Here is a 22,144-nt window from a genome sequence, read left to right on the forward strand (position 1 = left end):
CATCAAAAATAGGTATTTCGATTCCTCTCTTACTTACATTTTAGGGCAATTATTTATGAATAAGTCTAATTTAAAGTATCTAGGGCGAACTACTCCGCTATCAATTATTGAAGTCAAAACCAATTGGTTGTTCCAACTGGTTGAAACTCTTTTGATTACTAGTACAACACGGCGTAAATAAAGCATCCATTCAAAATCAATGAAACGCTTACGCTGTATTAATTTTGAATTTTGTTAGCGCAGCGTTAGTGAGTCCGCGTACCCTTACAGGGAAGCAAGTTACGCTTTTAGCGTCTCGTAGAGAGCGTCATTTTGTTTGAATTCCGCCTTGCGGTACTAGTGGTCTGTCAAATTCATTTTGGCGGTTAGAGAAACGCGATAAATCGCCGTCTCTACAGAAAATTTATCGTCAATTAGTTCTTGACAGACCACTAGCTTACAACTTCAAAATTGTGCTTGTTGATGGCACTACTTTAGACCCAGCCATGATAGCACCCCTTGATTGGTGACATATTCAATCACCAGCAGCAAAGCGAAGCCAATCATTGCGGCTCGACCATTCAAGCGTTCGGCATATTCGTTAAAGCCAAACTTCGGCTCTTCTAGTTTAGGTGTAATTGTTGGTTGTGTTTGTGTCATTTTTTTTAGAAACCTTTTTTCGGCAAACGGGAATTGATATCAGACTTCTGGCAGAAGTCGAAGAAAGTGGGGGTTTTTACCCTACACTTGGTAACTTATAAGACCGATTACACTGCTTGAATGCCAAGATGACTTGAGAAATTCAGCAATAGCTTCCTAGTCGGGAGCTATACAATCGCTCTTTTAATAAATTGTTACTATTCTTTATATATTGTATAAATACTGGGGCAATAGTCAAGGGTAGGAGTTTGGGGCTACTCAGATTTAATTGAGAAACTTTGAACACAGATTAATTATCTCTAATGCAGCTATCTGTAATAGGTCAGCGGCAATAGGAAAGTAGCAAGCTGGAAATTGGCAGGCTACAGTTAAACAAAAAAATTATCAGAGGCGATATATGGAAATTGGTGTTCCTAAGGAAAATAAAGATCAAGAGTTTCGGGTAGGGTTAAGTCCTTCTAGTGTGCGGGTGCTGCGAGAAAATGGTCATAGCATCTTTGTGCAGACACAAGCAGGTAATGGTGCTGGTTTTTCCGATGATGATTACAGAAGTGCTGGAGCCGAAATTGTCCCCACATCAGAAACGGCTTGGAATCGGGAATTGGTTGTTAAAGTCAAAGAACCGCTGATATCTGAGTATAATTTTTTGCAAAAAGGGCAGATATTATTTACTTATTTACATTTAGCAGCCGATCGCAAGTTGACAGAGCATTTAATTGATTCTGGCACAACTGCGATCGCTTACGAAACTGTAGAACAACCAGGCGCTAACAGATTACCCTTGCTCACCCCCATGAGCGTAATTGCCGGTCGGTTAGCAGTACAATTTGGGGCCAGATTCTTAGAACGTCAACAAGGTGGTAGAGGTGTACTTTTAGGCGGTGTTCCTGGAGTGCAACCAGGTAAAGTCGTAATTTTAGGTGGTGGTGTTGTCGGCACAGAAGCAGCTAAAATTGCTGTGGGCGTGGGTGCGATCGTCCAGATTTTAGATGTAAGTGTTGAACGCTTATCTTACTTAGAAACCCTCTTTGGCTCTAGAGTCGAATTGATTTATAGCAACTCTGCTCATATTGAAGCCGCAGTCAAAGAAGCCGATTTGCTCATCGGTGCAGTTTTAGTGTTAGGACGTAGAGCGCCAATACTAGTATCTCGTGAATTGGTCAAAAAAATGCGTCCTGGTTCGGTAATAGTTGACGTAGCCGTTGACCAAGGCGGCTGCATAGAAACCTTACACCCTACATCCCACACAAATCCGGTATACCTTGAAGAAGGCGTAGTGCATTATGGCGTTCCCAATATGCCAGGTGCAGTACCTTGGACAGCAACTCAGGCACTCAATAACAGTACATTACCTTATGTTGTCCAGTTGGCGAATTTGGGAATTAAGGCACTGGAAGTTAACCCAGCCTTAGCTAAAGGTGTGAATGTGCAGAATCATCAATTAGTACATCCGGCTGTGCAAGAGGTATTCCCTGACTTGGTAAATTAAGGTATGCAAGTGTCAGGCGATCGCTTATTTTAATGGTGGTAGCGATCGCTAATTAGACTAATTTTCTTGCCTTATGCGCGGATGGGTAGGTGTACAAAATGAGAAGGAGCAAAAAAGGCTGTATGCTCCATCTATACAAGGCTTTGAGGGCAATCATACCTTTAAACCATCCGCGCACCTTATGGGGACTGCGTTTCAACGATTTGCATCTTGTGCTATGACTATTCCCTGTGTTATGATTTACTTATTCGCGCAACCGTACCTTGAAAACCAAATACAGCAGCGCTTTCAGCTTCCAGCATTGCAATTAACCTAAATCCCTATTAGGGATTGAAACCATGTTGAGGCGCACAGCTTCCGCCTGCATTGTTTCATTGCAATTAACCTAAATCCCTATTAGGGATTGAAACAGCATTCCCCATAGAAACGCTCTTGAGAGTACTTATTGCAATTAACCTAAATCCCTATTAGGGATTGAAACGGATTTGTAGTTGGGTATAGCATTTATGCGTAACCATTGCAATTAACCTAAATCCCTATTAGGGATTGAAACTCGCCCCCCTCCCCGGATACCCTTATGTTAATCATTGCAATTAACCTAAATCCCTATTAGGGATTGAAACTGTCTTCATTCTGATTATGAAGGTATACCAGATATCATTGCAATTAACCTAAATCCCTATTAGGGATTGAAACTCCCAGCCATGAGGGGTAGTTAGGTGACACGCCGTATTGCAATTAACCTAAATCCCTATTAGGGATTGAAACAGCTTAATGCAGCCTAGAGAGCCATCTGGACTATATTGCAATTAACCTAAATCCCTATTAGGGATTGAAACTCTTAGGTTTATCACCTTTTTTATTTTTTTTGTTATTGCAATTAACCTAAATCCCTATTAGGGATTGAAACAAATACTAGTTGAGCTTTTTCGGTTAACCAACGTGAATTGCAATTAACCTAAATCCCTATTAGGGATTGAAACGCTGTTACTAATTCTGTCGAAACAGATGAAAATATTATTGCAATTAACCTAAATCCCTATTAGGGATTGAAACCAGAAGTAAAGCTACAGTTATTAATTGCAGCTTTATTGCAATTAACCTAAATCCCTATTAGGGATTGAAACCCATCAATCGCACTGCCTACGGATATGGATTTGTAATTGCAATTAACCTAAATCCCTATTAGGGATTGAAACTTCATTCATAGCTGACTCCTATTAGGCGAATAAATTGCAATTAACCTAAATCCCTATTAGGGATTGAAACAAAATAGTCTTCAACTCAAAACCCCATTGAGTTAAATTGCAATTAACCAAAATCCCTATTCTGGATTTTCTGACTCTACACCAACCGCTTTTTTATAGGTGGCTAGATGTTCACCAAAATACACAAGTTTGATAGATTTAATGACAGTTTTTTTTGTTGACCCTAGCAATAATTTTAGCTTGTGGAATCAATTTGTCAGCAGTCAAGATACTGTTGTCTTTCAGCCTAATAGTAGTTGGTTTAGGAGTAGTTACAGGTTTAACTGGTTGTCTGGATGGTACGGGTTGAGCTAGTGTGCATCCGACAGGAATCAAAAGTGTTAACAAACTGCCAATTACAAATTCTTTCATGAAACCACCTTGTAATCAATAAACTGCAATTTGGGTAAAGCTAGCACTGTGTTATCTAGCTGAATACAAGTCAATTGCAATTTTGATACTTTTTATATTTTATGGAATTACTAATGATTAATTAGCGGAATCCAAAGAGATAGCTAAGAGATTTAATGACACTTAAATAAAAATTACCTTCTCTTTCGCGGAATAGTTCAAAAGCCGAACCAGGCGTGCCAAAAAACGGTCTGAGAGTCCATCCTAGCTGACTACCTACGAACGCGTAAAGAAATAGCCAAAATTGTAAAATCTTTTGGCGTGTCTTCCTACTTTCATCATCTTGTTCTAAAACTAAACTTGTGGCTTGATATAAAGACGAAATACCAATAAATCCAGTTATGGCGAATATAAAGACATTTAACAAAATCAAAAATTGGTAATTATTGGTGGTAATTAAGAAAAACAATGTGATTGGTGCAAAGCTAAATAAAAGTACGCTGGTGACAGAAACCGCAGTTAAAACTAATGCTAAATGCTGTCCAAAAGTCCGCTTGGAACCAAAGATAATGTTAGCAAAATACAACGTCGGGATACAAATCAAAAGTGTAATTAAATAGAGGGCTGGGAGTTTAATGGCGGAAGATATAGCCTGCATCCAGCTATGGTATGCACCAATGATTCCGCCATAGGCAGCGATAAATAAAGAACTGCAAACTAATAGCGAAATGATTTTATTTGGTAATCTTATCCCTTGACGAACTTCCTCTAGAAATCCTTGGCGATCGCGCAGGAATCCAATCAGCACTGCAAAGTATTTGATTCCTGATGATTTTCGTTCAATCATATTATCCTCACACCGATAAAATTCTAAGTTTCATCTGAGTAATCACCGCCAGAACCATACTTCCAAGCATCAATCAAACGATGCCAATAATATTGTTGTGCTTTTGGTTGATTCTTAATCCACGTTTCTAGCATTGGACTTAGCGAAAACAAGGCAGTGTATACACCTAAATTACTGTAATGTAACATCCAATCTAACAAACTTGCTAAACCTACTTGCGGAATTATCTTGGCAACTATTCCAGGATGATATAAACCAGTTTTTAACAGTGTTTGCGTTAGTGCCGAAAACTGCACGATATCTTGTAAAAATGGTTTTAGCACTGGTGTACCCAACTGTTGCATTTCCTGAAATACCGCCGAAAGTAGTTGGTTAATTTGATCTGGGGCAATTTTCTGATTTACACCAACACTCATCGCCTTTTGAAACAACCAGGTGACAGTTAAACTTGGCTGATAGGGTTGTAGCTGTACTAAAGCTTGTGCAGATAATTGTTCTGTTTCCAGCGCTTCGTAAATGCCATAAGTTAAACGCTTCAAATGACGCACCATCGCCCCAAAACCACCAAAACTCAAGGGAGATTGACTACCACTGCTATCTCCGGCTGGGAGAATGCGATTCCAAGGGGTTTTTAAGGGACTTTGGCGATAGGTGGGAAAGAAACCAAATAGCGCCCGTTGAAATTTCAGTTTGCTCAACTCCACTCCCTGATATTCTGGTAAAAGACGCAGATATTCTTCAAATAGAGCTTCTAAACTCAAACGTTGAGGTTCTGCATCCATATAGGTAAACAAGTAAGTGGTTCTACCATCCTTAGCTGGAAAGGCTTCCCAGAAGTATTGACATTGATTCTGCAAGGATGTGAATGATAATAATAAATCGCCTGAGTTATTTTCTGGAAAACCTTGAGCGCAACTTCCCACAACCAAGCACAGCGCATCTGGTTTTTTGCCTTGGCGGGCTTGTTGGGTGATGGGTGAAAAATGTCCCATCGCGTCGATTAATAACCGAGTTTTGAATTGGTTATTTACCATCACCCCATCGGGATGAACCACTGCTTCGGTAAAAGGTGTGTTTTCTAACAACTTTCCCCCGGCGGCAAGAAATCGAGTTTTCAAGGTAGCGAGTAGATAAACTGGATCTACGCCGATATTTAAGACATCCTCTACCCAAACTTCTGTACCGCCAGCAAAACTAACTCGTGCTGGGTTATATTGAGTGGCGATCGCACTCTCTAATTCTTCCTCAGTCAGCAAGTTCAATTCCACAAATACATCTAATTCTTTGCGAGAAATATTCCATTCTTGTTCCCTCCCCCGCAAAATACCCCTTTCCAGCAACGCTACCCGCAATCCCTTCACCGCCAAGGCGCAACCAATTAAAATCCCTAAAGTGCCACCGCAAATAATTATATCGAAGTCAGTATCGCCTAAAGGCTGTTGACTTTCTTTAACTAGCGTTGGCACTGGTGCGGAGTTTTCACGCCCAGATGTGAGGATGCGATCGCCTTGGCGCAATCCTCCTAAAACATTGCCTGGTAATTGGGAAAGAATTTCTTCAGTTAAAGACATTTTGGAAAAATTTAACTCTACATTCCAAAACTACCTGAGAATGAAGAAAGTAGATACGATATTATTTATGGAGAGCTAGGAGCGTGGTCAACAATAATAATCAAATAGTACCATTACCCTCAGAGGTTAATAGAGAAGAGTTAGAAGGCGTTGTGCAGGTGTTAGCAAACGTAACTAAGCTCCCTGCTGAAGTGGTTAAGCCACATTTAGATGCATTGCTTGAGCAGTTGATGAAATCAAAACAGGAGCAACCATTTTACAAAACTGCAACGGCTCTTGAGTGGATAACAGCTTTTCGGGAATGGGCAGAGAGCCATAGGCGAGATACACCTTTATTATCAGAGTATGCTTTAAGTCGGGCAGGAATATACGATGATGAAGAGTCTGAAGATATTTAAGTGACTTATCTTGTTGATACTAACTTATTGCTACTAAGCGTACAGCCACACCACCCAATGTATGCAGATACACTGAACGCAATTTCAACTTTACGAGGAGCAGGGTTAGAGCTTTTTATTACCTCACCGAAGAGGCGGAGGGGCAGTTCTTGCTGGGAGCAGGGGGAGGAAGAGAAGAGTCCCGTTCGCGTAGCGTCTCGCAAAGAAGCTGTGAAGCGGAGCGGAACATGGGTATGAAGCCCCGCCATAAAGGGCGCTCTTACTGGGGCGTAGCTTAAGTCTACTGAAGTAGACTGGAGGTTTTTGGTGATATTTAGTCATCTTCAGATGACTTTAGCTATGAGACGGGAATTTCAATTTCCGGCGGACGAGCGGTTTCATGTCTTTTAGCGATCGCACATCGGTAGTAATTGAGAGTTCACTTCCGTCCTGTCAAGACTTGTTCGGCACTCAAATCCAATTGTGGAAAAGTAAAAGAGATGATGCGTTCTTGTCCTCGGAATGCAACAGCATCATAGAACCCTTCTACTAGAGTGCATATTGTTACTATCTCTTGAATCGGGTCAACAATCCAATATTCGGGAATTTCCAGAACAGCATACTCAGAACGTTTGCTGCGATAGTCTGTAGTTTGTGTAGATTCGCTGACGACTTCTACCACTAATATGGGGGGAGTTTCGTTGAGTTCGATTACAGCCTCTCGATTAGAAAGTGCTTCCCATTGCTGTGTTGGTAATACTACTACATCTGGAATTCGTGAGGTGTCCCAGCGTCCCCCGCGTGGCGAACGCACTCCGACAGAAAACTTTTGTGCTGTCCAATTCTGGCCAATTTTGGCACTTTCATCATCAAAGCTTCGTTCTAAAAACTTGGAGATGCCACCGTGCTTGCCAGTGCCAAGGCTCATGGGAATTAATTCTCCATCTACCAATTCATATTGAGTATCCGTGCCATCGTTATACTTAAGATACTCTGCAAAAGTAAATTTTTTTGTGGTTGCAGTCATAGCGATGCCAATAGCTAGCGTAGCCATCGCAATTCTCATCGATGACTCAATACAGTTATTCTACTTGCATTACAGGAAATACTGATGGAACGTTCAAAATTAATTGCTATTCTTACAGGTGCGATTTCGGTGATTTTAGCGATCGCTTACCTCATCGTAGTCCAACTCCTGGACTACCGCGACATGAAACCCGCCCCCATCAGCCAATTTGACCAAGCGCCTGCAATTATTTCTGTTTGTTGGCAGATTGACAAAATTACCAAAGTGTAAACTACATTTAGCTGACTTGTAGAGAAAGACGCAACTGATTGCGTCTTTTGTCATTTATGTCAACAAAGAAAAACTAATGATGAATATTGATTAAGCTAACAGTTAATTCATAGATAAAAAACAATAGCTATTATTCATTACTCAAATAGTTTTTTATATAAGATTTCTTTAGATCAATTATCTCAAATTTATTTAGATAAAGTAATTCCCTTTTGACAAATATAACGGTAAGCTGTTTCTAACAAGATTAAATAAAGATAAATTTGCATTAGTCAACCTTCGCTTTTAGCGTCTCGTAGAGAGCGTCATAACTCGTCGTAGACATGGCTGGGTTAACAGGGATCAACGCTAGTTGATTTAGAACCCCTAACTTTTGATGAAAATATAGAGGTGAATTAATGGCTCAGTTTCTACTAGAGACTGTTTGGCTAGTTCCGTGCTATGCCTTAATCGGTGGCTTGTTAGCCGTGCCTTGGTCGCCGGGGATCATTCGGAAAACGGGACCAAGACCGGCGGGTTATGTAAACTTGGTGATGACATTTTTGGCGTTTGTGCATAGTGCGATCGCTTTACAAGCAACTTGGAATCACCCAGCCCAAGAAGTATTTATTCCGTGGTTATCTACGGCTGGTTTAGACCTAACAATTGCTTTGGAAATATCCTCAGTGAGTGTCGGCGCTTTAGTTGTGATTACTGGCTTGAATTTGCTGGCGCAGATTTATGCTATCGGTTACATGGAGATGGATTGGGGTTGGGGACGCTTCTATTCTTTATTAGGATTATTTGAAGCGGGACTTTGCGCCCTTGCTTTGTGTAATAACCTGTTCTTCAGCTATGTAATTTTGGAAGTCCTGACGCTAGGAACCTACCTACTAGTCGGTTTATGGTTTAGCCAGCCGTTGGTAGTCTCAGGTGCGAGAGATGCTTTCTTAACCAAGCGGGTGGGAGACTTATTCTTGCTGATGGGCGTATTGGCATTGTGGCCCCTCGCCGGCACTTGGAGTTATCCAGAACTAGCCCAGTGGGCGGCTACAGCTAACGTCAACCCGACAACAATGACACTGGTAGGTTTAGCCTTAATTGCTGGGCCGATGGGTAAGTGTGCCCAGTTTCCCCTGCATCTGTGGTTAGATGAAGCGATGGAAGGCCCGGTTCCCAGTACGATTTTGCGGAATTCGGTAGTAGTCGCTAGTGGTGCATGGGTGCTGATTAAATTGCAACCTGTGTTAACCATTTCGCCCGTAGTTTCCTCAGCGATGGTGGGAATTGGAGTCGTGACAGCGTTGGGTGCTTCATTAATTGCGATCGCTCAAATCGATCTTAAACGCTGCCAATCTTATTCTGTCAGTGCATACATGGGTTTAGTATTCATCGCCGTGGGAGTGCAAGAATATGAAGCAGCGCTATTGTTAGTACTTACCCATGCCATATCCGCAGCCCTATTGGTGATGAGTACCGGAGGAATTATCTGGAATAGTATCACCCAAGATGTCACCCAATTAGGCGGATTGTGGACACGTCGCCCAATTTCTGCGATCGCTTTTATCGTCGGGACATTGGGATTAATTGGTTTTCCACCACTGGGTAGCTTTTGGGCGTTGGTGAAACTAGCAGATGGTTTGTGGGAAACGCAACCTTGGTTAGTGGCAGTAGTGATTGCAGTAAATGCTTTAACAGCCGTGAGTTTAACCAGAGAATTCGGCTTAATTTTTGGTGGTAAAGCCACACAAATGAGTCAGCGATCGCCTGAAGCCCACTGGCCGATGATTTTGCCAACGATCATTCTACTTGGTGTCAGTCTACATCTTCCTTTAGTGTTGCAAAGCTTATCACTTTTACCCGATTGGGCAAGTCTCAATAAAGATGTTGCACTGCTTTTAATTTGGTCGAGTATTTTCGGTTGCAGCATCACTGGCGTGATTTACTTAGGCAATATTCCTAAACCGATTCGCCTCCCTTGGAAAGGATTACAAGATTTATTTGCATACGACTTTTACACCCCCACACTCTATAAAATGACCATCATTTTTGGAGTTGCCAAAATTTCCCAACTTGCCGATATGATTGACCGCTTCGTAGTCGATGGCATCGTTAATTTTGTTGGTTTATTTTCGCTATTAGGTGGCGAAGGTCTCAAATACAGCACCTCTGGACAAACCCAATTTTATGCACTCACCGTTCTTCTAGGAGTGAGCGTTTTAGGAATGTGGGTAACTTGGCCTTATTGGGGAATGCAATTTTTAAATTTGGTTTTTCAAATCTCGACAATTGGATAGCAGTAAAATAATTCGTAGTTCGTAATTCGTAATTCGTAATTAAATGAGTTGAATGAGTTGATAACTTGAGTCTCAACAGTTAACGACTACCAATAAAGATAATTACGATCGAGTGTTTCGCCAATAATTACGAATTACGAATTACGAATTACGAATTAGTTAATATTGTGAGGAGAACTTTATGAGCATACAACATCCCCAAATCAATCTTTCCAGAAGAGGTTTATTGAAGTTTGGTGCAGGTGCGATCGGTACAGGTGTATTGACAGCCGGACTTGGTTCAAAACTACTTGCAGCCGAAAAAAAACCAGTACAAGAAGATATTACGCCCGATAAAGCATTGCAAGAGCTATTAGATGGAAATGAAAGATTTGCTAAAAGAAAACGTCGTTATCCCGACCAAACATATTCACGTTTAGTCGAAGTTGCCAAAGGTCAAAAACCCTTCGCTTCTATTTTAGGTTGTGCAGATTCACGAGTTCCTTCAGAGATTGTTTTTGACCAAGGACTTGGAGATTTATTTGTCTGCCGGATAGCTGGTAATATTGCCACGACACAGCAAATTGGTAGCTTAGAATTTGGCAGCTTAGTATTAGGTTCCAAAGTCATCATGGTCGTGGGGCATGAAAGATGCGGTGCAGTAGAGGCCGCAATTAAAGGTGCTGAAGTCCCAGGGCAAATTGGAAGTTTGCTTGAAGCTATTAAACCAAGTGTAGAAAGCTCAAAAAATAAATCAGGAGATAAGTTAGCAAATGCTTGTAAAGCAAATGTTTTAGCGCAAGTTGAAAAATTGAAATCATCGACAGTTTTATCTGAGTTAATCAAAGCTGAGAAGCTGAAAATAGTCGGTGGCTATTACGATTTAGATACTGGAGAAATTAGTTTAGTAAGTTAGATTTTTTGTCCTTTGTCATTAGTCATTGGTCATTGGCTAACAGTAAGTCATACAGGACAAAAGACAAAGGACAAATGACCAAGAACAAAGGACAAAATTACCATGTTAAGTGTCTTAATTTGGCTACCGATATTCGCTGCTCTTTTGATAGCAATATTACCGATAAGTATCCCTAAGCATCGCATTCGTTTAATAGCATTAATCTTTTCAGGAATAGTTCTTTTCTGGAACCTGTTTATCCTACTAAAATTTGATATCAGCAATCCAGGAATGCAATTTAAAGAGTATTTACCCTGGAATGAAACCCTTGGCTTAAGCTATCAATTAGGTGTTGATGGACTTTCAATCTTGATGTTGGTGTTAAATAGCCTCCTCACCTGGATTTCTATTTACAGCAGTAGTAAAGAAACTGAACGCCCCCGGCTGTTCTACTCCCTGATTTTGTTAGTTAGTGGTGGAGTTGCAGGTGCTTTCCTTGCTGAAAATCTGCTACTATTCTTCCTATTCTACGAACTAGAATTAATCCCCTTTTATTTACTAATTTCCATTTGGGGAGGAACAAAACGGAGTTATGCTGGGATGAAATTCCTGATTTATACTGCTGTATCGGGAGCATTAATTCTGGCGACATTCTTAGGCATGGTGTGGCTGAGTGGTTCTACCAATTTTGCTTTTGATGCAGTCTCTACAGAAAATCTGTCAACAGCAAAACAAATACTTTTACTAGCAGGAATAGTATTAGGTTTTGGGATTAAAATTCCCTTAATTCCCTTCCATACTTGGCTACCTGATGCTTATGTTGAGGCTTCAGCACCAATTGCCATTCTTCTCGGTGGCGTGTTAGCAAAACTGGGAACTTATGGATTGCTGCGATTTGGGTTGGGTATGTTTCCCCACGCTTGGAGTATTATTGCACCGACTTTGGCAATTTGGGGAGCAATTAGCGCCATCTATGGGGCAGTAGTTGCGATCGCTCAAAAAGACATCAAGCGCATGGTAGCATACAGTTCCGTTGGTCACATGGGCTATATCTTGCTAGCTGGTGCTGCTAGTACTCCCTTAGCACTTGTGGGTGCAGTCGCCCAAATGTTCAGCCACGGCATTATTTTAGCCATCCTCTTCCACTTAGTAGGAGTTGTAGAAGCCAAAGTTGGTACACGCGAGTTAGATAAACTCAATGGCTTAATGAGTCCCATACGCGGTTTGCCTCTAATTAGCGCCTTACTAGTTTTAAGTGGGATGGCTAGCGCAGGTATTCCCGGTTTAACAGGATTCATCGCTGAATTCATCGTCTTTCAAGGTAGTTTCTCTATCTTTCCCATCCCGACAATTTTGTGTGTAGTCGCTAGTGGATTAACCGCAGTTTATTTTGTCATCCTTCTCAACCGCACCTGTTTTGGCAGACTTGATAACTTAGCTTACTATCCCAAAGTCCTTTGGTCTGAGAAAATCCCAGCTTTAATTTTGGCAGCTTTCATCATCTTTTTAGGAGTACAACCTACTTGGTTAGTCCGTTGGAGTGAATCTACAACTACAACAATGGTGGCTGCAATTCCCCCCTTAGAAAAAACCGTAATCTCTGAAGTAGCCTTGAAATAGAAAATACATCAAAACACTTGTAGAGACGGCGATTTATCGCGTCTTAAAATCTATCTCCCCAAACGCGATAAATTGCGTTTCAAAACCTATCCCCCAGACGCGATAAATCGCGTCTCTACCAATTTACGATTACCATGACAGCAATTAAAACAGCAATTAAACTACCTCCTTCTAATCACGAATTTGCCGAAGTAATTCACCGCTTAGAAGCAGGCGGTGCAATGTTACCCGATACCCCAGAAAATTTAATGCAAATCATCGGTTTATACAAAGCTTATGCTGTACCGATGGATTTCTACTGGCGTGACCTACTTTATATCGCCGAACGCGAATTTTTAAACCCGTTACCATTCTTTAAATACTTCTTACCCAAAGAGTATTTAGAACTGCATAATCATTACGCTGGTGATGATGCCGATTTACGAATTTGGCGCGGTGAAGCGACTGCACATCCCGAACTTTTGGCATTTATTGAGAAGGGTGAAACTTTCAAAATGCCAAAGTTGTTGCATCACTTGTTCCACGATCGCATTAACATGGAATTTGCAGAAGCTTGTATGCGGGCGATGTTGTGGCACAGAGGGATGGGTGGGCAATTTGACCCTTACCTAGATTCAGACGAATACAAAGCCAACGCCGACAGGGCAATTAAAGCTTACTTCCAAGGAAACCCCGTCATGCTGGGACTTTACAAGCTGTTCCCCGATCTGTTTTTGGAACAGTGCCGCCAGATGTCATACTACGCTAATCTGGGCTTATTCTGGGAAATCATGGCCCCAGTATTCTTTGAAATGTCAGACCGCTATGACGAAGGTAGCATTAGCAGTGTCCCAGAGGCGATGAGCTTCATAGTTGATGGTATATTTGCGATCGCAGGTCGTCCCATTTATCATCACGTTTATATTCGTGGCGAATGCTACGAAATTGTTCCCAAATCCAAGGGTTTCATGTGGCTATACGAAGCCGCATTACCTTATGTAGAAGCAGTTTTTTACCGCACCGCACCTTTCCGGGGGACAAAATCTTATAATGCTCAAGCGCGTCAAGTACCAGAAGACCAGAAAGACTTTCATTATGGTATTCTTTACGCTGATGTATTTCCAGTCGGTACTGCTGGCATTCCTCCCACATTATTAATGCAAGATATGTTGCATTTTTTGCCACCTTATCTTGTTGATTACTACAGGCAACATTGCCGGGGTGATGAAGATATGTTGATTCAGTTGGGAGTTAGCTTTCAACGGTCGATGTACTGTGTCACTTCTGCGGTAATTCAAGCCTTGCGAACGGCACTTTTATATCCTTTAGATGACCAAAACCCCAAACATTTGCAAGCCAATCGAGATTTTTTTGAAATGCAGCTAAATCGCTTTACTCGACCTGAGTATAACATTCGTGATGCTGCTCGTTTGGGAAGTATTCAAAGTCAAGATTATAGATAACCGTTTCCCAACAAGTGTGAGGTACACCCGTAGGGACACAGCAATGCCCATTCCATTGGTGTCAACTTAACGCGAAACCGCTTGTCCGCCGGGAATTGAAATTCCCGTCTCATAGCTAAAGTCATCTTCAGATGACTAAATATACACTAATGAGCAATGCCCTACGTGTTAATACTGCTCGAATAAGCAGGGGAGGCAAAACTCTTTCCCTGCCTCTATTTCTCCCCATGCCCCTGTCCCTTTTCCTCTTCTTTGACAGCTTAACTTTCACTAATCAACTGTAACAAGTCTTCTGTTGATATCTTGCCACTCATCTCGGTACCTTCCAACAGGCTGTCTGCCAAATCTCGCTTGTGGTGATGTAATTCCACAATTTTTTCTTCAATCGTATCCTTTGCTACCAAGCGATAAATTGTCACCGGGCGTTGTTGCCCAATCCGATGGGCGCGGTCTGAGGCTTGGTCTTCTACTGCGGGATTCCACCAAGGGTCTGTATGGATGACATAATCAGCCGCAGTCAGATTAAGTCCTGTACCCCCTGCCTTGAGACTAATGAGAAATACATCCCCTGAACCAGCTTGGAACGCATCTACCCGTTTTTTGCGCTCTGCCACGGAAGTGCTGCCATCTAGATATTGATAACTAATACCTTGCTGTTCGAGGTAATCGCGGATGATGTGCAAATGGTCAACAAACTGACTAAACACTAATGCTTTATGACGATTTTCCAGCAGTTCACCCAGCACTTCACCAAAAAGTTGCAACTTAGAACTGGGTAATTCAGTACCAGGCATCACTAAACTAGGATTACAACAAGCGCGACGCAGTTTCATAATCTCAGCCAAAACTTGCAAATGTTTCTTTCCTGCCTCGGCATCACTTTCGGTTAATTTAGATATGGCCTGACGGCGCAATGCTTCATAGAATGCCTTTTCCTCTCGACTTAATTCCACATGAAGGAGAATTTCGGTACGAGATGGCAACTCTTCTAATACCTGATTTTTTGTCCGCCGCAACAGAAATGGTTGAATCAGTTTTTTGAGTTTATTACGTGCAAGTTTATCCTGATATTTTTCAATGGGGGTAGCAAAGCGTTGATTGAAGCTTTCAAAAGAACCCAATAATCCAGGATTAATAAAGCGGAACAAATTCCATAACTCACCCAAGTGATTTTCAATGGGAGTCCCAGTAGTCAGCAACTTAAAATTAGATTTTAGGTTCATGGCTGCCTGAGAACGTTTAGTGGTCATATTTTTAATCGCCTGGGCTTCATCCAGGACAATTGTTTGCCACTGTACACCAGAAAGCATTTGCGCTACTTCTTCCTGCTGCAATAAACCATAACTGCATACCAACATATCCAAAGGTTGTAACCCATCCAATAATTTTTGGCGGTTAGCACCAGAAAATTGAATGATATTGAGAGTTGGGGCAAACTTCTGCGCTTCACTCACCCAATTCATGCACACGGAAGTAGGGGCAATAATTAGGGTTGGCCCTTCATGGGCATTTCTAAGAATGACCGCCAATGCCTGCACGGTCTTACCCAATCCCATTTGGTCTGCTAAACAAGCCCCCACACCCCAATGTGCTAGACGCGCTAGCCAACAAAAACCCTCCATCTGGTAGTCACGTAGTTCTGCTTGAAGGGTAGATGGCAGTTCCGGTTGGAGGTTTTTCACCTCATGGAGACGCTGGATATGTGTTTTCCAGTGTTTATCTGCTTTTACCTTACCTACCTCATCGACAAAATCTTCTAACCCTAATGTTGCTAAGGGGTGAAAACGAATACCTTTACTATGTTTTTCCGAAAACATCCGCAATTCGTCGAGGCGTTTCCGAAAAGCTTGAGTTAAAGCCAAAAATTGACCATTACCAAGGGGGATAAAACGGCTAGGAGTTTTCTCTAATAGTTCTAGTAGTTGCTGCATATCCAGCACTAGGTCGTTATTCAATTTCAACTCCCCTGTGGCTGCAAACCAGTCTTGCTGACGTTGAATTGATAAATTAAAGTCTTTCAAGTCGGCATTGTGACTAACACGCAGTTTTTCTCCTTGTGGCCATTCAATAACTACGTTATTTCCCAGTGATTGCAGTTCTAGCAGCAGTTCCAAACAGTCTTCGGGATCGTCTATAATCCATTCACCATCTTGTTCTTCAGTTTGAGTCAAGGTGGCGCAGGCGGCTACAGCATCTTTGGCAAGTTGCTTCTCTTCAGACAGATTTCGTCGGGTTTGGAGACGTTTACCGTCAATCTCGGCAATTACAGTTTCACCACCTGTACCAGGACGGTAGTAGGGGCCACCTTGGGCAAAGGGACGCGATAAAATGCTGATTTTCAAACCGGCATTTGCAGGTAAAAGGTGAATATGGGGTAGAGTCAAGGCGGGTACTTCTTCTGCACCTTCGGAACCGCCACCAATGTCAGAATGTACGGTAACGATGCCAGAGACGGCATTAATGGCTGCCAAAACTTGCTTCTCGGCGATCGCAGGTACATTTAATTTGTTATCTTTACCAATAATCTCCGCAATACGTCTGTGTTCGGCAGTAATTTCAATAACTTTGATGCGGGTTGGAGTTTCTTTGATATGCAGAATATTCTGTGATTCTGGTAATTTGGGAGAAAATTCTAAGGTGAGACGGCCAAGTTTTTCTTTTTTAACCAATAGTTCCGGTTCTCCCTTGACAATTTCTACACGGATAGTAGGTGTATCTTCCCAAAAAACCAACGGGTGTCCAATTAAAGCAGAGATGGCTTTTTCACCGAAGGTATAATCAACTTTGCCATAATAGCCATCACTATACGCCTCAATACAACTACATACCCGCATATCTTGGGGGGTGATGTAATCAAACTCAGATAATGCACTGCTTAGACGTTTGAGGGATATGGGGCGACCTTTACTCCACTCTCCTTTGGCATTAACTTTTTGTTCTCGTGGTTGTAAGACACATCTGCTGGGATAGAAGGTTATGAACCATGCTAAACGCAGTTCGGATTCTGGTTTTCCTGGTGTTTGTGGTTCTTTTTGGAGATTTGCCAAGGCATTGAGGCACATTTCCCAAGCTTCTTGCGGTCGAATTAAGTCTACGATGGTTTGGATATTGCTATCTTCTCGCAGTGCCTCTGCAAGTTGTTTATAGTTACTACTTGGTTTGAGCTTGGATAGGAGTTCTGCGGTTTCCATTGCCAACCAGTGATAACCGGAGGCGAGCGATCGCCGATACAATGGTTCTAATAAATTAGGTAAGCGTTTTTTAGCACTCTCAGCATCCATCCAATAAAGGCATAGCGAACAAAACAATGTTTGTAAGCTATTTTCTTCTTCTACGGAAGAAATATGACCACTGACTACAAATTGTTTTTGGGTAATATCACCTTGGTGGACTTGCAGTACCTTTTCCAGTCTGCCATAAGTGAACCTCAGCCAATGATCTGATTGACGGGACATCAAACTAGTGTACTCTTCTGCTTCTTTGAGGCTTTGCGCTGAACCATCTTTTAAAAGTGCGAGGATGAAAAATAAGCCCCCAATTGTATTGAAATACATTTGGCGTTTACCAGTAGCCTTTTTGATGGCTTTCAGGGCATCTTTATAATATTTGATAGCTTGTTCATTATCACCCCGCAGAAAACTTAACCAACCCCAAAAGATCGCAGCGTTATTTTGATATTCTTTTGATATACGCTCCAGACTTTCTTGTGCTTCTTGGGTACAACCCTGTAACAGCAGTTGTTCTGTCAAAATCAGATGTAGATAATCTGAGCAATGTTTTCCATGCGTAGAGCATTCTTCTTCTAACAGCGTCAACGCATCTTCAGAAGCGGATAATTTTAAGGCTGAATTGAAGAGAATACTTGATATGCCACTTTCGTATAATCCTTGTGGTAGGGTCTTAAACCAATCTGCATCAAATGGATTATTGTATATCTGCTCAAAGATATTTTCTATTACTATTTTTTCTTCGCTATCAGCGTACTTCTGATAATCTTCAATTTGCTGATTAATAAAAATAGGGTCTTGGCGATAAATGCCAATGCGGATTTCTCTGATACACTGGCGTAAGTTGTAGAATATCCGAGAATCTCTGTTCCAGTGAGTACGTATTGGTAGCTTCTCTTCTACTGCTGTGACGAGGATTTCAAACTGTCCGGTTTGTACAGCATGACGAGTAGCTATTTCTGTGAGTAACGGATGACATTCAGCACCTTGCCTGTTTTCCTGTATTAACAAGCCTGCTTTTAACAATTTATCAATTTGGAAACTGAGGGTTTTAGTAACCCAAGGTTTATTGTTCTCATCTAAAGCGTCAATTTTACTAAGACAACTTACAAATGAATTTTTGTCTATCGGTGCATAAATTACCGAAAATAACTGGATAATCCTTTGTATGGAAGGATGTAATTTGAAGTATTTATCCGCAAGTTGTGTTTGTAATTTTGTGGTCTCAGTTGCCAAATTAATCATACTATTTATCTATTTATTCAGTTCTTTAAATAATTCCATTAATTTACGTTTACGTCCATGAGCGGCTTCTAGTTGTGAGCGATAAGCAGACCATTCAGCTTTTTGTCCTAGTTGCAGATACGCAGCTTTTACTTTTTTGAGCCAATTAACCGCAGCGTCATAACGGTCAGCTTTTCATTGTTGCATTATTGGTTCTGCCCGTCTGCGAGCATTATCAATTACCCAATCTGGACGATGGGAAACTGCTGCATCCATGACTCGATGAACTAGTTCTGAAGCATAGTAACTATCTCTTTCTACTGTTTTAATTGCATCATCAATTAATCCTTCATGGAGGAAAATATCAACTTGAGCTTCTTTGATTCCCCAATCTGGCTGATCTCGTAGTGTTTGCAGTAAATCTTGTTTGAGCGCCAACCAAGTTTCTCCTGCATAGTCTTGAATCTTACCATAGTCTCGAAACGATGGTCTGATTTTAAAAGCAATGATGCTGGCAGTTAAGGCAGTGGCATTATCTTCTAATCCTTGGGCTAAATCACTTGTCCAAGTAGCAAATTCATATAAACAGTTACCTGTTAAGCTGATACCAGCTTGGCATATTTCCAATGCTTCTACTAAATACCCATCTTCCCGCAATATTTTTGCTAGGGCAAAACCCTCTTCTGCTTTTTCCATCAGGATTTTAGCCGCAGACATCGCTTCTTCTACTCTTCCCAAAGCTGCTAATTGCGTTAGGTATTGCAGAGTCATTTCTTCTGCTAAAGCTAGATTTAAATACTCTGTATAACGATTTTGACGTTCAAGAATTTGCAAGCGAATCAATGCTAAATCATCAGCAAAGCTTGGTCGTTCATTTTCCCAAAGTTCTGCGGTATCATCTCCTTGCATGATCTGTTGCAGTGGTTCATAATCCCAACCTTGACGCAATGCTTCTAAACTCATACTAAAGTCTGCACTGATTTCGTCTTGCCATGATTCCAACATCAACTGCAAATCTACTATTTCTCCTGTAGACATTTCTGCACACAAAATTGCTTCTGTCCAGGCGCTATCAAGAGGTTCTGCGATGGAATAACTGTCTCCACCGTAATCTAGTAACTCGTCCCATTCTTGGGCATAAGTTTCGGTAATAGTTTCGAGAATTGCGATCGCATTATTGCCATCTCCACTTTCTGCTAACTCTCGCGCTTTCTCAATTACAGCCAGCAAATCATCTGTAAATGGGTCTTCTTCTGAACCATACTCTAATTCTTTCAATCCATCCCGCAAAATCCGCTTGACATGAGAGCGAAAAGGTGATGTGTCAATTTTGCTTTGACGGGTAGAAGGCTGTTTGGTTTTTGGTTTTGGCAAGTCTATCAAACTGACAAACTCATCAATATCATCAATTATTTCTGGTCTATTTTCCACCAGTTCTTGTAATAATCGCTGAGTTTGAAGAAGATCGAGGCGATTTAATAATTGTTCTAGCGTTGGACGTTCTTCAATGATCTCTGATTGACGTGAACAGCTTAATAATGTGGCAACAATATGTTTGCACCAACCATCATAATCATAAGGGCAAGTACAACAAGCTGAGGTAATTCCACCTGCATCAAAACGAATACTGACTTGATATGGTGTAATTTCGCCGCCTTCTACCTCTGCTTGAATTAGATTACCGCGTTTTTTGAGATCAGCGATCGCACCCCTGCGATAATATTCTTCACCACGACTGTAGGATGAAGCGTTGGAGTTATGACGGATTATTGCTTCCGAAATTCCTGGAATCGACATAGTATCAGCACCCAAGTCTTTTATTTTTAGCTTACGCTTAAACTGCGTTTATTTTCTCTTGGGCTGTATCCGAATGACACTAAAAAAAGCTCAAAAGCTTGTGTAGCCTTGTTCCCAGCCTCCAGGCTGGGAACCAGTCAGCATTATTTCACTTCCTTTAACTTCCTATGAGATGAAGTCGCCACAGGGGAAAACTCAGAGTCCAGCACAGTGCTACCTCCGGTGGTGACTCACTACTATCTCTACTGCAACGGATAAAGTCACAGTCTCGCCCACAATAAGTTCATCTCTTATTTAACTCTTGTGGGGTGGGCGACATGAGAGCCCTATGGACTGGGCGAGATGCCATTAGTGTCAACTTAAGGTTAAAACCCATTTGTCAACGATGGGTTTTGTGAGTCACGAAGTATAAAGGTGAACTTGTTCTGACTTTTATACGCAAGCTGGGAGTGATGCTAATAAACAAAGCATTAATAGTCCCTGAAAAAGTTCGTTTTTTGTCCCTTTCAAACCAAGTTTTTGAACATAAATGCTTATTGACACAATCAGTTTGAGGTTAACTTGACACCTATGGCGAGATGCCCACCCCACAAGATTGGACAATATTGGATAATTTATTTCTTGGAGTTTCCTAAGCAGGGTTACTTTACTTTTTATTTTCGATCAATTTTTGGTTTTTATCTTGAATTTCTAAGAGTTCAGGGATAGTGACAAAGCGATATCCCTGATTGCGAAAGTTGTCTATAATTTCTGGTAAAGCTTGTACAGTTCTAGAACGATTCCCACCACCATCATGCATCAACACAATTCCACCAGATTTTGCTTCTCTGAATATATTACTGATTAATCTGGGAACCGGAGGACGGGAATAGTCTACAGAGTCAGATGACCACATAATAATAGCGTATTTACTATTTCTAGCATAGTCAACTACCCCATTATGCATCACTCCTCCAGGTGGTCGAAATAAATTTGTTTTTAAGCCTGTAGTTTTAAAAATAATATCTTCGGTGTGGTCAATTTCATAAGCAGCGGCTTGGGGATTCAAGAATTGATACCAATGATGCCAAGTATGGTTGCCAATAACATGACCTTCAGCAATTTCCTGCTTGAGTAAGTTGGGATAATTTTTGACATTCTCTCCAACTACAAAAAACGTCCCTTTAATCTGATTTTTTTTCAGGATATCTAACACTTCTGCTGTACTTTCAGGCCACGGGCCATCATCAAAGGTGAGAGCAATGACTTTCTGAGATGGAGAGAGTTTTGCTGAGTCAATTATTGCACCTTTAAAACTTGATGGAATAGAGTCAGAAAAACCCTTTACTTGTGCTTCCCCTTGCCAGCTTTTGAGCATCGCTATCTTTAATTCCTCAACTCGCTGTTGAGTTCCGACATTTGCCGCTACGTTATTTACATTTATAGTCTGTTTTGAATCAAACTGAAAAAGATTTATTTTACTAAAGATGATTAAACCCAGACTAAAGCCACCACATAATAAGATAAGCAGCCCAACTAATTTACCTGGAGTCCAAAGACTCTCCTTATTATTGATCACGTCAACTTCCTTCAATGCTTAAACAGTCAGTCACCCTATTGATAGTAAGTTTAGACTATTTATCTGCTTACTTTCAGAGAAAGTATAACTATCTATTGAGAGATTGCCAAGAGTGCGATCGCTTATTAGCACCATTTAATTGTTCACAGTTGATGCTTGGAAGTGCAATTCAGATAAATCAAACATACTTCCGTCATAATTTTGTAATATCTTTATCAAGAAAGTATGTCATAATCTTGAGTCTAAATTTTAGATTAGTTGTCGATTATTTAGATAACAAGATAATCAATTGAAATCTTGACATTGTA

The 22,144-nt window shown here is 41.2% G+C and carries 16 protein-coding genes and 1 CRISPR repeat array; of the genes, 8 read left to right on the plus strand and 8 right to left on the minus strand.

The features are described from left to right. The first annotated feature begins 55 nt into the window (after positions 1–55). Positions 56–181: a hypothetical protein gene (locus V7L31_RS07820; protein WP_334695718.1), complete on the plus strand. Its 126-nt coding sequence runs from the start codon at positions 56–58 to the stop codon at positions 179–181. Positions 182–468: 287 nt separating this feature from the next. On the opposite strand, the gene V7L31_RS07825 is transcribed toward V7L31_RS07820, so the two are convergent. Then, positions 469–639 (minus strand): chlorophyll a/b-binding protein, encoded by a 171-nt coding sequence (locus V7L31_RS07825; protein ID WP_094331136.1) that lies wholly within the window; start codon positions 637–639, stop codon positions 469–471. A 397-nt stretch (positions 640–1,036) separates the two neighbouring features. Here V7L31_RS07825 and ald point away from each other — a divergent pair, with 397 nt between their 5' ends. Further along, positions 1,037–2,128: an alanine dehydrogenase gene (gene ald, locus V7L31_RS07830; RefSeq protein ID WP_334695719.1), complete on the plus strand. Its 1,092-nt coding sequence runs from the start codon at positions 1,037–1,039 to the stop codon at positions 2,126–2,128. A gap of 300 nt (positions 2,129–2,428) precedes the next feature. Then, positions 2,429–3,397: a CRISPR direct-repeat array (repeat unit 37 nt; unit sequence ATTGCAATTAACCTAAATCCCTATTAGGGATTGAAAC). A gap of 137 nt (positions 3,398–3,534) precedes the next feature. On the opposite strand, the gene V7L31_RS07835 is transcribed toward ald, so the two are convergent. The 3 genes from V7L31_RS07835 to V7L31_RS07845 all read right to left on the minus strand — a co-directional run bounded on the left by V7L31_RS07835 (position 3,535) and on the right by V7L31_RS07845 (position 6,144). Next, complete coding sequence (locus tag V7L31_RS07835; protein ID WP_334695720.1) at positions 3,535–3,747, minus strand: hypothetical protein; 213 nt, start codon at positions 3,745–3,747, stop codon at positions 3,535–3,537. Between the two features lie 121 nt (positions 3,748–3,868). Further along, entirely contained in the window at positions 3,869–4,573 is a 705-nt protein-coding gene (locus V7L31_RS07840) for an actin-binding WH2 domain-containing protein (RefSeq protein WP_334695721.1), read from the minus strand. A gap of 23 nt (positions 4,574–4,596) precedes the next feature. Continuing rightward, positions 4,597–6,144, minus strand: a complete 1,548-nt coding sequence (locus V7L31_RS07845) for an FAD-binding oxidoreductase (RefSeq protein ID WP_334695722.1) — start codon at positions 6,142–6,144, stop codon at positions 4,597–4,599. Positions 6,145–6,227: 83 nt separating this feature from the next. Here V7L31_RS07845 and V7L31_RS07850 point away from each other — a divergent pair, with 83 nt between their 5' ends. Continuing rightward, on the plus strand, positions 6,228–6,542 hold the full coding sequence (locus V7L31_RS07850) for a hypothetical protein (protein ID WP_334695723.1): 315 nt from the start codon (positions 6,228–6,230) through the stop codon (positions 6,540–6,542). A gap of 418 nt (positions 6,543–6,960) precedes the next feature. On the opposite strand, the gene V7L31_RS07855 is transcribed toward V7L31_RS07850, so the two are convergent. Beyond that, on the minus strand, positions 6,961–7,575 hold the full coding sequence (locus tag V7L31_RS07855) for a Uma2 family endonuclease (protein WP_334695724.1): 615 nt from the start codon (positions 7,573–7,575) through the stop codon (positions 6,961–6,963). 57 nt (positions 7,576–7,632) lie between these two features. On the opposite strand from V7L31_RS07855, the gene V7L31_RS07860 reads away from it, so the two are divergent. The 5 genes from V7L31_RS07860 to V7L31_RS07880 all read left to right on the plus strand — a co-directional run bounded on the left by V7L31_RS07860 (position 7,633) and on the right by V7L31_RS07880 (position 14,030). Beyond that, the gene (locus V7L31_RS07860; RefSeq protein ID WP_334695725.1) at positions 7,633–7,818 is read left to right on the plus strand and encodes a hypothetical protein; all 186 of its coding nucleotides are present in this window, start codon (positions 7,633–7,635) and stop codon (positions 7,816–7,818) included. 398 nt (positions 7,819–8,216) lie between these two features. Continuing rightward, positions 8,217–10,094: an NAD(P)H-quinone oxidoreductase subunit F gene (locus V7L31_RS07865; RefSeq protein WP_334695726.1), complete on the plus strand. Its 1,878-nt coding sequence runs from the start codon at positions 8,217–8,219 to the stop codon at positions 10,092–10,094. Between the two features lie 181 nt (positions 10,095–10,275). Further along, positions 10,276–10,989 carry a carbonic anhydrase gene (locus tag V7L31_RS07870; protein ID WP_334695727.1) on the plus strand — a complete coding sequence of 238 codons (714 nt, stop codon included), beginning with the start codon at positions 10,276–10,278 and terminating at the stop codon, positions 10,987–10,989. 102 nt (positions 10,990–11,091) lie between these two features. Further along, a complete protein-coding gene (locus V7L31_RS07875; RefSeq protein WP_334695728.1) occupies positions 11,092–12,588 on the plus strand; it encodes an NADH-quinone oxidoreductase subunit M in 1,497 nt (498 codons plus the stop codon). 134 nt (positions 12,589–12,722) lie between these two features. Next, entirely contained in the window at positions 12,723–14,030 is a 1,308-nt protein-coding gene (locus V7L31_RS07880; RefSeq protein WP_334695729.1) for a CO2 hydration protein, read from the plus strand. 260 nt (positions 14,031–14,290) lie between these two features. Here V7L31_RS07880 and V7L31_RS07885 read toward each other — a convergent pair whose 3' ends face one another. The 3 genes from V7L31_RS07885 to V7L31_RS07895 all read right to left on the minus strand — a co-directional run bounded on the left by V7L31_RS07885 (position 14,291) and on the right by V7L31_RS07895 (position 21,836). Next, entirely contained in the window at positions 14,291–18,502 is a 4,212-nt protein-coding gene (locus V7L31_RS07885) for a DEAD/DEAH box helicase (RefSeq protein ID WP_334695730.1), read from the minus strand. Between the two features lie 174 nt (positions 18,503–18,676). After that, positions 18,677–20,278 (minus strand): SWIM zinc finger family protein, encoded by a 1,602-nt coding sequence (locus V7L31_RS07890; RefSeq protein WP_334695731.1) that lies wholly within the window; start codon positions 20,276–20,278, stop codon positions 18,677–18,679. 646 nt (positions 20,279–20,924) lie between these two features. Beyond that, positions 20,925–21,836, minus strand: a complete 912-nt coding sequence (locus V7L31_RS07895) for a polysaccharide deacetylase family protein (RefSeq protein WP_334695732.1) — start codon at positions 21,834–21,836, stop codon at positions 20,925–20,927. Positions 21,837–22,144: the final 308 nt, after the last annotated feature.

The sequence above is a fragment of the Nostoc sp. genome (assembly GCF_036916655.1).
GTDB lineage: Bacteria > Cyanobacteriota > Cyanobacteriia > Cyanobacteriales > Nostocaceae > Nostoc.

Bases quoted from the DNA above. Each gene is read 5' to 3' on its own strand.
- V7L31_RS07820 (WP_334695718.1), top strand. From the start codon at position 56: ATGAATAAGTCTAATTTAAAGTATCTAGGGCGAACTACTCCGCTATCA.
- V7L31_RS07825 (WP_094331136.1), bottom strand. From the start codon at position 639: ATGACACAAACACAACCAACAATTACACCTAAACTAGAAGAGCCGAAG.
- ald (WP_334695719.1), top strand. From the start codon at position 1,037: ATGGAAATTGGTGTTCCTAAGGAAAATAAAGATCAAGAGTTTCGGGTA.
- V7L31_RS07835 (WP_334695720.1), bottom strand. From the start codon at position 3,747: ATGAAAGAATTTGTAATTGGCAGTTTGTTAACACTTTTGATTCCTGTC.
- V7L31_RS07840 (WP_334695721.1), bottom strand. From the start codon at position 4,573: ATGATTGAACGAAAATCATCAGGAATCAAATACTTTGCAGTGCTGATT.
- V7L31_RS07845 (WP_334695722.1), bottom strand. From the start codon at position 6,144: ATGTCTTTAACTGAAGAAATTCTTTCCCAATTACCAGGCAATGTTTTA.
- V7L31_RS07855 (WP_334695724.1), bottom strand. From the start codon at position 7,575: ATGGCTACGCTAGCTATTGGCATCGCTATGACTGCAACCACAAAAAAA.
- V7L31_RS07860 (WP_334695725.1), top strand. From the start codon at position 7,633: ATGGAACGTTCAAAATTAATTGCTATTCTTACAGGTGCGATTTCGGTG.
- V7L31_RS07865 (WP_334695726.1), top strand. From the start codon at position 8,217: ATGGCTCAGTTTCTACTAGAGACTGTTTGGCTAGTTCCGTGCTATGCC.
- V7L31_RS07870 (WP_334695727.1), top strand. From the start codon at position 10,276: ATGAGCATACAACATCCCCAAATCAATCTTTCCAGAAGAGGTTTATTG.
- V7L31_RS07875 (WP_334695728.1), top strand. From the start codon at position 11,092: ATGTTAAGTGTCTTAATTTGGCTACCGATATTCGCTGCTCTTTTGATA.
- V7L31_RS07880 (WP_334695729.1), top strand. From the start codon at position 12,723: ATGACAGCAATTAAAACAGCAATTAAACTACCTCCTTCTAATCACGAA.
- V7L31_RS07885 (WP_334695730.1), bottom strand. From the start codon at position 18,502: ATGATTAATTTGGCAACTGAGACCACAAAATTACAAACACAACTTGCG.
- V7L31_RS07890 (WP_334695731.1), bottom strand. From the start codon at position 20,278: ATGTCGATTCCAGGAATTTCGGAAGCAATAATCCGTCATAACTCCAAC.